The organism is Microbacterium sp. NPDC058269, assembly GCF_042881445.1.
In the GTDB taxonomy this organism is placed as follows: Bacteria; Actinomycetota; Actinomycetes; order Actinomycetales; family Microbacteriaceae; genus Microbacterium.
In genome coordinates this window covers 222,349-236,901 of record NZ_JBHVXT010000003.1, presented here as the reverse complement: position 1 = coordinate 236,901, position 14,553 = coordinate 222,349, and the positions used below count along the sequence as shown (strand labels likewise).

Below are 14,553 nucleotides of genomic sequence, written 5' to 3'. Positions count from 1 at the left end.
CCGGAGCCGGGTCACTCGCCGAACTGCGCCTGCGCGTTCGAGAGCAGCTCTTCCATCGTCATCTGGCCGTTGTAGACGCTGACCAGGTTGGGCTGGATGTAGCTGTCGAGCTTCTGCCAGTTCTTCGTCATGTACAGCGGGACGGTGTCGCCGAAGGCGGCCTCGAACACGGACTGCACCTGGTCGCGGTACTGCTCGTCGATCGATTCGAAGTACAGCGGCTGCGACGACGTGCGTGCAGGGTAGGAGCGACCGGACGACGCGATGTAGTCCTGTGCGTCCTCACCGAGCAGCGAGCCCATGACCTTGAGCGCGGCCTCGGGGTTCTTGCAGTTGGCGGAGATCCCGTAGCCGGAGCCCAGGATCGGGCCGGGGTTGCCGTCCACGCCGGCGGGCAGCGGAACCATGCCGGCGGCGAAGCCGGACTCGTTGTCGAGGTAGCTCACGGCGTTCCACGTGCCGTCGACCGCCATCGCGGCGTTGGCGCCGGTGTACTGGTTCTCGCCCCATCCGGTGTCGGAGGCGGAGGCCACGGGAGCGGCGACCTTCTTCTCGGTGACCAGCTCGGCGTACCAGGTCGACGCGTCGACGAAGGCCTTCTCATCGATGTGCAGCGTTCCGTCCTCGGATGCCGGCTGCGTCGCGGAATACGCGATCGGCATCGACATCCACTGGTAGCCGCCCATGCCCATACCGAAGCCGTACTTGCCGTCCTTGGTGGCGTCGGCAGCGATGGTGTCGAAGTCGTCGAACGTCCAGCCGATCTCCGGAGTCGCGGCGCCCGCGGCGGTGAGCATGTCCTGGTTGTAGTAGACGAGCATGGTGGCGACGTCGAACGGCACGCCGTAGGTCTTGCCCTCGAAGCTGAGGATGCCGTCGGCGCTGGGGTTGAACTCGGCCCAGTCGATGCCGGCCGTCTTCAGGTCGGCGTCGCTCAGCTCGCGGAATCCGCCCGTGTAGCCGCCGAGCTGCGCACCGCTCATGCCGGTGACGCAGGCCATGTTGCCGCTGGCCATGTTGGTGGTCAGCTTCGTGAAGAAGTCGCTCCACGGCGACGTCTGCAGCTTGATCTTGATGTCGGGGTTCTGCTCCTGGGCGAAGGCGACCTGGGCCTCGAGAGCGTCCACGTCGGATTCGCTGCCCGCCCACATGTCGACCACGATGGTGTCGCCGTCGGCGGAACCGCCGGCGTTGTTGCCGCTCGCACAGCCGGTCATGGCGACTGCGACGCCGGCGACGGCGACCACAGCCCCTACACGCAACTTCTTCATTGAATGCCTCCTGGAAGGGAACTGGTTATTTCGAGGCTCGAATTAACCTAGTAGGATTTCGTATGAAGTTACCGTTTCACACTTCGCAAGGGCCCGCAAGCTGAACATCGGATGTTTATCGGAGCTTGATAATTCGTAACTCCCGGGAAACACGACGATCCCCCGCTACGCTGACGATGCTCCGACAGGAAAGTGCTCCCATGACGAACCCCGCTGAGAACACCGTCGACGATCCCCAGACGCGGAGGATCCTCGACCTCGTCGCCCGCGGCGAGGCGCGCTCCCGCTCGGAGCTGGCCGCTCTCCTCGGGGTGGCCGCGTCCACGGTCGGACTCCGGGTGCAGTCGCTTCTCGACGCCGGTGTCCTCCGAGAAGCCGGAGACGGTACATCCCGCGGCGGGCGGCGCCCCCGGGTGCTCCAGATCGCAGCCGACGGCTTCGTGCTCTCGGCCGACCTCGGCGGCGGCCACGCCCGCATCGGCCGGCACTCCCTCAGTGGCGCGCTGCTGGACAGCGAGTCGATCGCGGTCGACGTGACCGAGGGGCCGGAGGCGACACTCGACCGCCTCGCCGTCGTGTTCGACCGCCTCACCACCACGGGAAGGGTCCACGCGATCGGGATCAGCCTTCCCGGCCCCGTCGACATCTCGACCGGATCCGTCGACCAGCCCTCACGGATGCCCGGCTGGCCCGGATTCCGCGTCGGGGAGCACCTCTCCGCCCGCTACCGCGTCCCCGTGGCCGTCGACAACGATGCCAACCTCGCGGCCCTCGGCGAGCACCGCGAACGCTTCGGTCACACCGGACACAGCATCACAGTGAAGGCGGGAACCGCGATCGGCAGCGGCATCATCGTCGACGGTCGGGTGCACCGCGGTGCCACATCGGCGGCCGGCGACATCACCCACACGCGCATCGACGGCAGTGGCGACATCCCGTGCTCCTGTGGCAACACCGGATGCCTCGAGACCGTGGCGAGCGGCGCGAGCCTCGTCCGGCAGATGCGCGAGCGTGGCAACGACTCGGTGCACACGACCACCGATGTACTCAGCCTGGCGCGTGACGCCGACCCGTTGGCCACGACTCTGGTGCGCACGGCGGGCACCCATCTGGGGCAGGCGCTCTCCGGAGTCGTGAACTTCTTCAACCCGCACGCCGTGTTCCTCACCGGCAGCATGAGCGCCTCCGAGCCGTTCATCGCGGCCGTCCGCAGCCGCGTCTACGAAGCATGTCACCCGCTCGCCACCCAGCGCCTGCAGATCGAGGCGGCGACCACCGGCGCCGACGCCATCCTCCATGGTGCCGCGCGCCTCGCACTCGAGGGCATGGACATCCCCGTGGCGACGGCCTGAGCCGCCACCACGGGACGACTCAATCCTCGACCAGGGTCAGCTCGATCACAGGGACCAGCACGTCAGGGCGACGCACCGGCAGGTGCACGGTCAGCGTCCCCTCCGCCTCGCCGGCCGGCGTCATGAGATCCGCCTCGCGGTCGGGGTCGGACACGCTCGTCTGCAGCCACGATCCATCGTTGAGCAGACGCGCATAAGACACCTTTCCGGCCAGCTCCGGCAGGTGCACGAAGCCCATCGGCCAGCTGAACAGACTCAGGTACAGTCGGTCGCCCCTGCGGGTGTACACACCCTCGCGGGGCGGGGCGAACGTCGCATGTCCCGCGCCGATCACGGCGCCGCGGTGCAGACGCATCCACTCGCCGATCTCCCCCAGCGTCCGTGCGTCGCGGGGAGCGATCGCGCCGCGTCCGTCCGGACCGATGTTCAGCAGCATGTTGCCGTCCATGGAGACCGAGTCGACCAGCATCTGCACGAGCATCGTGGGCGACTTCTGGTCGGTGTTGTCGCGGTGGTAGCCCCACGATCCGTTCAGCGTCTGGCACGCCTCCCACGTCAACGGCACACCGTCGCGCACGATCGGTGCGGTGGGCTGGTACTGCTCCGGAGTGACGAAGTCGGCAGGAATACCGAGACGGTCGTTCACGAGCATGTTCGGCTGCAACTCACGGCAGAGGGCGAGCAGCGCCGTCGCATCCCAGTCCTCGGGCCCCTTACCCGCCCAGCCGTCCTTCTCCTCCGGGTAGGTGAAGTCGAAGAAGAGGTAGTCGATGTCGCCGTACTCCGTGAGGAGCTCACGCACCTGCCCATGGAGATAGGCGCGGTACGCAGCCATGTCGCGCCCGACGTTGAGTTCCTGGGCGTCTTCATCATCGCGGCGCGGGTGGTTCCAGTCCACCGTGAAATCGGGGTGATGCCAGTCGATCACCGAGTGGTATAGACCGATCTTGAGGCCCTCAGCGCGCAGTGCGTCGACGTACTCCCGCACGAGATCACGTCCGGCGTTCGCCACCGAGGTGAAGTCGGTGAGCTTCGAGTCCCAGAGGCAGAAGCCGTCGTGGTGCTTCGTCGTGAGGACCGCATACCCCATGCCCGTCTCCTTCGCGGAGCGCGCGAGCGCGGCGGCGTCGAAGAGATCGGGGTCGAAGTGCTCGAAGTACTGTCGGTAGTCCTCGTCAGTGAGGCGTTCGTAGTTCTGGACCCACTCGTGCCGTGCGGCGCCGCTGTAGAGGCCGAAGTGGACGAACATGCCGAACCGGGCCCTGTCAAACCATTCCTGTCGCATGCCCCCATCCTGACACAGACATCGGATGTTTGGTGTCGAATAGCTCCCCACAACAAAGAACGGGCGCCCCGCAAGGGGCGCCCGTTCCTTCGAGAATCGAATCAGCGAGCAGCGCTGCCGTCGATGTAGTCCTCGTCCTGCTGCTTCCAGGCGAAGAGCGAACGCAGCTCCTTGCCGGTGACCTCGATCGGGTGCTGCTCCTCCTTGGCGCGCAGCGCCAGGAACTCCTCCGCACCGTTGTCCTGGTCGTCGATGAAGCGCTTCGCGAAGGCGCCCGACTGGATGTCGGCCAGTACGCCCTTCATGCTCTCCTTGACGCGCTCGTCGATGACGCGCGGACCCGAGACGTAGTCGCCGAACTCGGCGGTGTCGGAGATCGACCAGCGCTGCTTGGCGATGCCGCCCTCCCACATCAGGTCGACGATGAGCTTGAGCTCGTGCAGCACCTCGAAGTACGCGATCTGCGGCTGGTAGCCCGCCTCGGTGAGCGTCTCGAAGCCCGCCTGCACCAGGTGGCTCACGCCACCGCAGAGCACGGCCTGCTCGCCGAACAGATCGGTCTCGGTCTCCTCGGTGAAGGTCGTCTTGATGACGCCGGCGCGGGTGCCACCGATGGCCTTCGCGTAGGAGAGCGCCAGGTCCCAGGCCTTGCCCGATGCGTCGCGCTCGACAGCGATGATGTCCGGGATGCCGCGGCCGGCGACGAACTCGCGACGGACCGTGTGGCCGGGAGCCTTCGGAGCCACGAGGATCACGTCGACGCCCTCGGGAGCATCGATGTAACCGAAGCGGATGTTGAAGCCGTGTGCGAAGGCGAGGGTCTTGCCCGCCGTGAGGTTCGGCGCGATGGACTCGCTGTAGATGGTGCGCTGGTGCTGGTCCGGCGCGAGGATCATGATGACGTCGGCCCACTCGGTGGCCTCAGCGACGGTCTTGACCGGGAAACCGGCCTCCTCGGCCTTCGCGGCCGACTTGGAGCCCTCCTTGAGGGCGATCGCGACCTCGACGCCCGAGTCGCGCAGGTTCTGCGCGTGGGCGTGGCCCTGCGATCCGTAACCGACGATCGCGACCTTCTTGCCCTGGATCAGGGACAGGTCTGCATCGGCGTCGTAGAAGATCTCGGTGCTCACTATGTGTTTCTCCTTGTTCTTTGCGTTTCGTCTTGCTTCGCGCACTCGATGAGCGGCGAAAACTCGGTATTCAGGGTTGGTCAGCCGCGCAGGACGCGCTCGGTGATGCTCTTGCCGCCGCGGCCGATCGCGAGAAGACCCGACTGTGCGATCTCCTTGATGCCGAAGGGCTCGAGCGCCCGAAGCATCGCGTCGACCTTGCCCTTGTCGCCGGTCACCTCGATCACGAGCGCGTCGGCGGCGTAGTCGACCACGGAGGCGCGGAAGAGGTTCACCACCTCGATCACGTTCGAGCGCGTGGCGTTATCGGTGCGCACCTTCACGAGCATGTGCTCGCGCTGCACGGAGGTGGCGAAGTCGAGCTCGACGATCTTGATCACGTTGATCAGCTTGTTGAGCTGCTTGGTGACCTGTTCGAGCGGGAGCTCGTCGACGTCGACGACGACGGTGATCCGGGAGATCCCCGGCACCTCCGTCACCCCGACGGCGAGGGAGTCGATGTTGAAACCGCGGCGGGCGAACAGCCCCGCGACACGGGTCAGAAGGCCGGGGGTGTTCTCCACCAGCAGGCTCAGCACGTGGGTCGACATGGATCAGTCCTCCTCGTCGAAGGCGGGCGCGTGCTCGCGGGCGTACTGGACATAGCTGTTGCTGACGCCCTGGGGCACCATCGGCCACACCATGGAGTCGGCACTCACGACGAAGTCGATCACCACGGGGCGGTCGTTCGTCTCGAGCGCGAGCGTGATGGCGGCGTCGACCTCCTCCTCCTTCTCCACGCGGATCGCGAGGCAGCCGTATGCCTCCGCGAGCTTCACGAAGTCGGGGATGCGGATCGTGCCGTGACCGGTGTTGAGGTCGGTGTTCGAGTGGCGGCCGTCGTAGAACAGCGTCTGCCATTGCCGCACCATGCCCAGCGACGAGTTGTTGATGATCGCGACCTTGATCGGGATGTTGTTGATCGTGCAGGTCGCGAGCTCCTGATTGGTCATCTGGAAGCAGCCGTCGCCGTCGATCGCCCAGACCGGACGCTCGGGCTGAGCCACCTTCGCGCCCATCGCGGCGGGAACCGAGTAGCCCATCGTGCCGGCACCGCCGGAGTTGAGCCAGGCGTTCGGACGCTCGTACTTGATGAACTGCGCGGCCCACATCTGGTGCTGCCCGACACCGGAGGCGAAGATGCCCTCGGGACCGGTGAGCTCACCGATCCGCTGGATCACATACTGCGGAGCGAGAAGACCGTCGGTCGTCGGAGCGTACCCGAGCGGGAACTCGGTGCGCAGGCCGTCGAGATACGACCACCACTCCTCGATGTCGGGCTTCGTGCCGGCGGTCGCTCCGCGGAAGGCGGCGTCGAGATCGGTGAGCACATCGCGCACATCGCCCACGATCGGCACATCGGCCGTGCGGATCTTGGAGATCTCGGCCGGGTCGATGTCGACGTGAACGACCTTCGCATTCGGCGCGAACAGTGCCGCCTTGCCCGTGACGCGGTCGTCGAACCGCGCGCCGAGCGACACGAGCAGGTCGGCTTCCTGCAGCGCCAGCACGGCCGGAACAGTACCGTGCATGCCCGGCATACCGAGGTGCTGGTGGTGCGAGTCGGGGAACGCGCCACGCGCCATCAGCGTGGTGACGACCGGTGCGCCGGTGGACTCCGCGAGTTCGAGGAGCTCTGCCGACGCCTTGCCGCGGATCACTCCGCCACCCACGTACAGGACGGGCTTCTTGGCCTCGGCGAGCAGCGCCGCCGCGGCCTGGATCTGCTTGCCGTGCGCCTTGGTCACCGGGCGGTAGCCGGGGAGGTCGATCTTGGGCGGCCACACGAACGGTGCCGTCGCCTGCTGGGCATCCTTCGTGATGTCGACCAGCACGGGACCGGGACGGCCGGTGCCGGCGATCTCGTAGGCCGCAGCGATCGCGCCGGGGATATCCGCCGCGTCCTTCACCAGGAACGAGTGCTTGGTGATCGGCATCGTGATGCCCACGATGTCGGCTTCCTGGAACGCGTCGGTTCCCATCAGCGTCGAGAACACCTGGCCGGTGATGGCGAGCATCGGCACCGAGTCCATGTAGGCGTCGGCGATCGCGGTCACGAGGTTGGTGGCACCGGGGCCGGAGGTCGCGATGCACACGCCCACCTTGCCGGATGCCGACGCGTAGCCCTCGGCCGCGTGACCGGCGCCCTGCTCGTGCCGCACCAGGATGTGGCGGAGCTCGGAGGCGTCCATCAGCGGGTCGTAGACCGGGAGGATCGCGCCGCCCGGAAGACCGAAGACGTCGGTGACGCCGAGCAGCTCGAGAGAGCGCACCACGGCCTCGGCGCCGGTGATCTCCGGCGCAGAGGATTGACGGGCGGGCGGCCTCGGCACGGCCGGGGCGGTATCAGCAGTCATGAGGTTCCTTCTGATGATCTGGGGAGGACGCCGGACGTCGGAGCGTCCGGGTCAGCCGGTGGTCGCTCCCTCGGCGGCGGACCGCACGAGGCGCGAGTACTTGGCAAGAACGCCTCGGGTGTAGCGCGGGGGAAGCGGCTCCCAGCCAGAACGGCGGGAGGCGAGCTCTGCCTCGTCGACGAGTAGATCGAGAGAGCGAGCTGCGATATCGACCCGTATCAGATCACCATCGCGCACGAAGGCGATAGGACCTGCGTCCACCGCTTCGGGTGCTATGTGGCCGATGCACAGGCCGGTTGTGCCGCCTGAGAATCGTCCGTCAGTCAAGAGTAGTACATCTTTTCCGAGCCCCGCGCCCTTGATGGCCGCGGTGATGGCGAGCATCTCGCGCATACCCGGTCCGCCCTTGGGGCCCTCGTACCGGATCACGATGACCGTGCCGGGCTCGATCTCGCCCTCGGCAACGGCGTCCATGGCGGCGCGCTCGCGCTCGAACACACGGGCCGGGCCTTCGAAGACGGCCGCATCGAAGCCGGCTGTCTTGACGACGGCGCCCTCGGGAGCGAGCGAGCCGTGCAGGATCGTGAGGCCACCCGTCGCGTGGATCGGGTTGTCGAACGTGTGGATGACCTCGCCGTCGATCGGCTGCGGGTCGAGATCGGCGAGGTTCTCGGCGAGCGTCTTGCCCGTGACGGTGAGCGCGTCGCCATGCAGCAGGCCCTCGTCGAGCATCGCCTTCATGATGACCGGGATGCCGCCGTGACGGTCGACGTCGTTCATCACGTACTTGCCGAAGGGCTTCATGTCGGCGACGTGCGGGACCTTGTCGCCGATGCGGTTGAAGTCGTGCAGGCTCAGCTCGACCTCAGCTTCGCGCGCGATCGCCAGCAGGTGCAGGACGACGTTCGTGGATCCGCCGAGAGCCATCGCGAGCGCGATCGCGTTCTCGAACGCCTCCTTGGTGAGGATGTCGCGCGTCGTGATGCCCTGGCGAAGCAGGTTCACGACGGCCTCACCCGAACGGTGGGCGTAGTAGTCGCGGCGGCGGTCCGCTGCGGGCGGAGCCGCCGAGCCCGGGAGGCTGAGGCCCAGCGCCTCTGCGACCGAGGCCATGGTGTTGGCGGTGTACATGCCGCCGCACGCGCCCTCGCCGGGAGCGATGGCGCACTCGATGCGCTTGAGGTCTTCCTCGCTCATGAGGCCGGCGCGGCATGCGCCGACCGCTTCGAACGAGTCGATGATCGTGACGTCCTTCTCGGTGCCGTCCGAGAGCTTGACCCAGCCTGGAGCGATCGATCCGGCGTACAGGAAGACGCTCGACAGGTCGAGACGGGCGCTCGCCATGAGCATGCCGGGGATCGACTTGTCACAGCCGGCGAGGAGGACGGAGCCGTCCAGACGCTCGGCCATCATCACGGTCTCGACGGAGTCGGCGATGACCTCGCGCGACACGAGCGAGAAGTGCATCCCCTCGTGACCCATCGAGATGCCGTCCGACACGGAGATGGTGCCGAACTGCAACGGGTAGCCGCCGCCGGAGTGGACACCCTCCTTCGCGCCCTGCGCGAGCCGGTCGAGGCTCAGGTTGCAGGGGGTGATCTCGTTCCAGCTCGAGGCGATGCCGATCTGCGGCTTGTCCCAGTCGGCGTCGCCCATGCCGACGGCACGGAGCATGCCTCGGGAGGTCGTGGCCTCGATGCCGTCGGTGACGACGCGGCTGCGGGGCTTGATGTCGATGGGCGCGCTGTGAGAGGGATCATGCGAGGACATGACGGAAGTCTATTGCCGCCGAGAGGTGCGTTCGTCCGCCAACGCCTCCAGAAGCTCGGCGATCTGTTGTGGAGAGTCCACACGCAGGGTCGCGACGCTCTCCCCCGGCCCCACACGCACGCCGAGGTCGCCCGGCTGCAACACACGCATCGCATCCTCGTCGGTCACATCGTCGCCGGCGAACAGGATTCCGGTGGCGTCGAAGCGGTCGCGGAGCGCGGCCATCGCCGCGTCCTTGCCCTCCGTGCGCGACGAGAACTCGAGCACCCTGTGCCCGGAACGCCTCCGCCAGTGGGGGAAGCGCTCGGCGACGAGAGCGTCGATCTCGGCGAACACGCGCTCCTCGGTCTCACGATCGGCGCGACGGGTGTGCACTCCCATGCCGAAGGTCTTCGGCTCGAACTCGGCGCCTTCGTAGCGGTCGATGATCGGCTTCGCCGCCGCCCAGAGCTCTTCGCGAGCGCCCTCCTCCGTCGCCTCGCCCGGAGCATCCGCATCGCCCTCGCCCGGGAACCAGTACTGGGCACCATGGGAGCCGGCCAGCGCGATCGCGGAGTCGTCGGTGTGCTCGGTGATCACGCGGAGATCGTGCATGCTGCGACCGGAGACGTAGGCGACGACCGTGTCTGGCAGCGCAGCGAGGCGTTCGACCTGGACGGCCACCTCGGGAAGCGCCCGTGCCGCCATCGGATCGGCGACCAGCGGAGAAGCTGTGCCGTCGAAGTCGAGGGCCACCACCAGCCGCGGGGTGGCAGCCAAGGCGTTCAGGTCGTCGTCAGCGGTTCCGGGGATCCAGGGGCGCGTCACGGATTCTCCAATCACAGGGGATGTTTCTCAGCGGGTCGGGCGTGCTGCCGCATGCTCAGTATCGCGGGAGCGTGGGTCTTCAGCGGCCGCGCACCTCGGACAGAGCGGCCAGGAACGACGACGACCACGCGTTGACGTCGTTGTCCAGCACGCGTCGGCGGAGCGACCGCATGCGGCGCCCCTGCTCGACGGGCGGCATCTCGACGGCGGTCATGATCGCGTCCTTGAGCCCCTCGATGTCGTGGGGATTGACCCGGACGGCCTGCCGCAACTCGTCGGCCGCCCCGGTGAACTCGCTCAGGACCAGCACGCCGCGGTCGTCGACGCGTGTTGCGACGTACTCCTTGGCGACCAGGTTCATGCCATCGCGCAGCGCGGTCACGAGCATCACGTCTGCGGCGAGATACAGCGCGACCATCTCCTCGCGCGGGTATCCCTGGTGGAGGTACCGGATCGCCGAGTGGCCCATCGTGTCGGTGTCGCCGTTGATGCGGCTCACCGCGAGCTCGATCTCGTCCCGCAGGTGCACATACGCGTCGACGCGCTCACGGCTGGGGCTGGCGACCTGCACGAGCGTCACGTCCTCGACCTTGAGCCGGCCCTCGGCGAGCAGCTCGCCGTACGCCTTGATGCGGTGGCGGATGCCCTTGGTGTAGTCGAGCCTGTCCACCCCGAGCAGGATGCGCTTGGGGTTGCCGAGGCTCTCGCGGATCTCGGCCGCCCGCGCACGGACATCCTCCCGGGCGGCGAGCTCGAGGTAGGGAGCGGTGTCGATGGAGATCGGGAAGGCCCGCGCCAACGCCGTGCGCGTTCCCTCGCCCTCGCCCGCGGGGACGGCAACGTTCGGGCCCTTGACCTCGTAGCGCAGCCGACGCCGCACGGCGGTCAGGAAGTAGGTCGCGTCCTGCGCGCGCTGGAACCCGATGACGTCGGCGCCGAGCAGCCCCCGCAGGACCTGGTCGCGCCAGGGCAGCTGGGCGTAGAGGCCGTGCGCCGGGAACGGGATGTGATGGAAGTAGCCGATCGTGACATCCGGACGCAGTTCGCGCACCATCTGCGGCACGAGCTGCAGCTGGTAGTCGTGCACCCAGACGGTGCCCTCCGGCGCCACGGCCGCAGCCGCCGCTTCGGCGAAGCGGCGGTTGACGGTGACGTACGCATCCCACCACTCGCGGTGGTACTGCGGCGGAGCGATCACGTCGTGGTAGAGCGGCCAGATGGTGTCGTTCGCGAAGCCCTCGTAGTACTCCGCGACCTCCTGGGCGCTCAGCGCGACCGGGATGAGATCGATGCCGTCGGCCTCGAACGGCTCCAGTTCGACGTCCGCCTGACCGGCCCAACCGACCCAGGCACCATGCACATTGCGCATCATCGGCTCGAGCGCGGCGACGAGGCCACCGGGCGAGGTGCGCCAGGTCTCCTCACCCTCGGGCCCCACCACACGATCGACAGGCAGGCGGTTGGCGACGACGACGAAATCTGCTGCGGCCACGAGGGCTCCTCCCGGGGGTTTCCTCCAGGCTATCGAGGAACCTCGATTTCCACGGATCGATCGTCAGGGGTTGACGAGAGCGTGCCGACGCCTCTCGCCGCTGAGGAACCAGTTCGCCACGCCCGCCGCGAAGGCGATGAACGCAGCGACCATCGGCAGGAGGAGTGCAGCAGGCGTACCTGCGGTCTCGGCGATCTCCCCGGCGAAGGCTGCGCCGATGGACTGCCCGACCACCACGCCGGATCCGAGCATGGTCATGACGGTGGCCGAGCGCCCACGCGGACTGCGGGCGGCACCGAAGCTGTACTGCGTGACGAGCGTGGGGCCGATGCCGATCCCCATGATCGCCAGCGCCAACATCATCGTGCCAGGAGTGTCGACGAAGCCCAGCAGGAGCGTGCCCGCCAGCAGGATGCCCGAGAAGACCAGCCACCGGGCGCGCATAGAGAACGCCGCGGGAAGCCACGCGACCCCGAGCGCGAGGATCGCCGACCCCACACCCATGACGCCGTAGAGGAGGCCGGCCTGCTCCGGCGCACCGCGGTCTGCCATGAATGACGTCAGCGAGGTGAGCATCGTCCCGAAGAAGATCCCGACACCGAGGATTCCCAGCACCACGATCAGCAGCTGCGGCCGGAACAGCTCGGACACGGCGGACGGCGCCTTGCCGTCGGCATCCCGATCCTGCGATACATGCCGACCGCTGGGGTGCAAGGCGAAGGCGCCGACGAACACCACTGTCAGGACGGCCGCGCCGACCAGGGGTGCCCACGGCGCGATCGCCGATGCGAGGATCCCGACCAGGAACGGACCGAACACGAATACGGTCTCGTCGGCGGCCGACTCGTAGGCCATCGTGCCCGACACCGTCTTGGCGCGGCGCCCCTCAGGCATCCGCTCGCTGATGATCGTCACCAGCCGTGAGCGTGAGAGCGGAGCGACCTGCGGAGCCGTGGCGCCGATGCCGACGGCGGCGAGCAGCACAAAACCGTCCGGGGCTGTGCCGTAGACCACGAACGTGAAGAGCAGGAGCATCGCGCCGTTCGCCAGCGCGAGCACCGTCAGCACCACCCGCTGCCCGAAACGGTCGGCCGCCGCTCCCAGCAGGGGTCCGAAGCAGGCGGTGCCGAGGCCGACGGCAGCAGAGGTGAGCCCGCCCAGAGACAGGGACCCGCGGGCGGAGACGACCACCGTGAGGACGCCGACCACCATCATGGCGAACGGCAGCCGGGCGACGAAGGCGATCAGGAAGTAGGGAAGACCGGCGAGACGCAGAAGGCTCGGCTCGGTGAGCTGCGGGGTTGCTGTTGCGCGTGTCATGGCTCTCGCGCGTCAGAGACGCGATGTCGGGTGCCGCCGCTGTCCGTCGGAGTGCCGACGGCCGGTAGATACACGGTTGTGCGGCCGCGGGCGAGCCGCGACCAGGCCATGATAGCGGGTGGACCCGAGGATCGTCGGGGAAACGAGCACCCCTCGCCGGGTCTATCCTGGGCGACACCCGTCGCACGACACGCTCCCGAGGAGACTCCGTTGTCCACCGCTCCGTCGTCCACCGCACCGCCTCGCCTTCCCTCACGTTCGCAGCGGTCGGGAAGCGCCAAGACCTCACCGGTCCGCGATCTGCTGGCGCTCACCGAGCGTCCGGAGGTCATCTCCTTCGCCGGCGGGCTGCCTGCTCCCGAGCTCTTCGACGTCGAGGGCATCCGGGCCGCGTTCGATGCCGCGCTCGACTCCCCCGGCGTGCTCCAGTACTCCACATCGGAGGGAGACCCGAAGCTCCGGGAAGAGGTGGCGAGGCGATACACCGCCGATGGTCTCCCCACGACCGCATCGGACCTCATCATCACGACGGGGTCGCAGCAGGCGCTGGGGCTGATCTCGACGACACTCCTCGACCCCGGAGACACGATCCTGGTCGAGGAGCCCTGCTACCTCGCCGCGCTGCAGACCTTCGCCCTCGCCGGGGCACGCGTCGTCGGAGTCCCCTACGTCGGCGACGACCTCGACCTCGAAGCGCTGGAGCGGCTCGCCGTCGAGCACCACCCGAAGTTCTTCTACACCGTGCCCACGTTCCAGAACCCGACCGGGCGGACGCACGACCTCGAGGCACGCCGCGCGATCGCCGCGATCGCTCAGCGCCGGGGCTTCCGGATCGTCGAAGACGAGCCCTACCGTCAACTGCGGTACTCGGGCGATGCCCTGCCCTCTCTCGCCGAATTGGCGCCCGATCATGTCATCGGTCTCGGCAGTTTCTCGAAGGTCATCGCTCCGGGTCTGCGTATCGGCTGGATCCGCACCACGGCCGACATCCACTCGTCGGTCACGATAGCCAAGCAGGCCGCCGATCTGCACACCTCCACGATCGACCAGGCGGCCGCAGCCCACTATCTCGTCTCGGGTCGCGGCGAACCTGCCCTCGCGCGCATCCTCGCAGCGTACGCCGCACGCCGCGACGCGATGCTCCAGGCCCTTCCCTCCACGCTCCCGGACGGCAGCACCTGGAATCGGCCGGACGGCGGGATGTTCGTATGGGCGCGGTTGCCCGAAGGCATGGATGCCACGTCATCGCTCGCCTCGGCGCTCACTCGCGACGTCGCCTTCGTTCCCGGCTCCTCGTTCTTCTCCGGTCGACCGGACGCGCGCACTCTCCGACTGTCGTTCACGACCTACTCCCCTGCCAGGATCAGGGAGGGCTTGTCAAGGCTCGGTGCGACCTGGGGTGCGGGAAGGTAGCGTTGGGGAATGCGCTACCTCTTCAGCACCGGACTTGTCGCCGCGATCTCCGCCGGGGTCTCCCTGCTGCGCGGCACCCGTGAGCAGCCCATCACCTGGCGCGCAGCCCTGTCGTGGCTGAGCTGGGGGATCACCATGGCTCTCGCCGTCGGTGCGGTGATCGACATGAACCGCGAGCGACGCGGCGTGCTCGTGGACGCCGACTCCCCGCAGTCGGTCAAGAAGGCGAAGAAGGCGCAACGGCTGCAGTTCCGGTCGCAGAAGGCTCTCGCCGACACGCAGGACCACGCCAAGGACGCACGTCCCTGAGCGCGACC

General features: G+C 67.8%; 12 protein-coding genes. 3 read left to right on the top strand and 9 right to left on the bottom strand.

Features of this window, described 5'->3' with window-relative positions; all coding sequences use genetic code 11:
• Positions 1-11: 11 nt before the first annotated feature.
• Positions 12-1,271: an ABC transporter substrate-binding protein gene (locus ACFVWL_RS14730; RefSeq protein ID WP_387184212.1), complete on the bottom strand. Its 1,260-nt coding sequence runs from the start codon at positions 1,269-1,271 to the stop codon at positions 12-14.
• Positions 1,272-1,471: 200 nt separating this feature from the next.
• Between ACFVWL_RS14730 and ACFVWL_RS14725 the strand changes: the two genes are divergently transcribed.
• Positions 1,472-2,623, top strand: coding sequence for an ROK family protein (locus ACFVWL_RS14725; protein ID WP_387184209.1), 1,152 nt, complete (start codon positions 1,472-1,474; stop codon positions 2,621-2,623).
• Positions 2,624-2,642: 19 nt separating this feature from the next.
• On the opposite strand, the gene ACFVWL_RS14720 is transcribed toward ACFVWL_RS14725, so the two are convergent.
• The 8 genes from ACFVWL_RS14720 to ACFVWL_RS14685 all read right to left on the bottom strand — a co-directional run bounded on the left by ACFVWL_RS14720 (position 2,643) and on the right by ACFVWL_RS14685 (position 12,823).
• Positions 2,643-3,908: an alpha-L-fucosidase gene (locus tag ACFVWL_RS14720; RefSeq protein WP_387184206.1), complete on the bottom strand. Its 1,266-nt coding sequence runs from the start codon at positions 3,906-3,908 to the stop codon at positions 2,643-2,645.
• 101 nt (positions 3,909-4,009) lie between these two features.
• Positions 4,010-5,083, bottom strand: a complete 1,074-nt coding sequence (gene ilvC / locus ACFVWL_RS14715) for a ketol-acid reductoisomerase (protein ID WP_387184204.1) — start codon at positions 5,081-5,083, stop codon at positions 4,010-4,012.
• Between the two features lie 35 nt (positions 5,084-5,118).
• Positions 5,119-5,628, bottom strand: coding sequence for an acetolactate synthase small subunit (gene ilvN / locus ACFVWL_RS14710; RefSeq protein ID WP_017204432.1), 510 nt, complete (start codon positions 5,626-5,628; stop codon positions 5,119-5,121).
• A gap of 3 nt (positions 5,629-5,631) precedes the next feature.
• Entirely contained in the window at positions 5,632-7,434 is a 1,803-nt protein-coding gene (locus ACFVWL_RS14705; RefSeq protein ID WP_387184200.1) for an acetolactate synthase large subunit, read from the bottom strand.
• 51 nt (positions 7,435-7,485) lie between these two features.
• Positions 7,486-9,204, bottom strand: coding sequence for a dihydroxy-acid dehydratase (gene ilvD / locus ACFVWL_RS14700; RefSeq protein ID WP_387184197.1), 1,719 nt, complete (start codon positions 9,202-9,204; stop codon positions 7,486-7,488).
• 9 nt (positions 9,205-9,213) lie between these two features.
• Entirely contained in the window at positions 9,214-10,011 is a 798-nt protein-coding gene (gene otsB, locus ACFVWL_RS14695; protein WP_387184194.1) for a trehalose-phosphatase, read from the bottom strand.
• A gap of 79 nt (positions 10,012-10,090) precedes the next feature.
• A complete protein-coding gene (locus tag ACFVWL_RS14690; RefSeq protein ID WP_387184191.1) occupies positions 10,091-11,503 on the bottom strand; it encodes a trehalose-6-phosphate synthase in 1,413 nt (470 codons plus the stop codon).
• 63 nt (positions 11,504-11,566) lie between these two features.
• A complete protein-coding gene (locus ACFVWL_RS14685; protein WP_387184188.1) occupies positions 11,567-12,823 on the bottom strand; it encodes an MFS transporter in 1,257 nt (418 codons plus the stop codon).
• Between the two features lie 210 nt (positions 12,824-13,033).
• Between ACFVWL_RS14685 and ACFVWL_RS14680 the strand changes: the two genes are divergently transcribed.
• Together ACFVWL_RS14680 and ACFVWL_RS14675 are read left to right on the top strand one after the other, a co-directional pair.
• Positions 13,034-14,236 carry a PLP-dependent aminotransferase family protein gene (locus ACFVWL_RS14680; RefSeq protein ID WP_387184185.1) on the top strand — a complete coding sequence of 401 codons (1,203 nt, stop codon included), beginning with the start codon at positions 13,034-13,036 and terminating at the stop codon, positions 14,234-14,236.
• Positions 14,237-14,245: 9 nt separating this feature from the next.
• Complete coding sequence (locus ACFVWL_RS14675) at positions 14,246-14,545, top strand: hypothetical protein (protein WP_387184182.1); 300 nt, start codon at positions 14,246-14,248, stop codon at positions 14,543-14,545.
• Positions 14,546-14,553 lie beyond the last annotated feature (8 nt).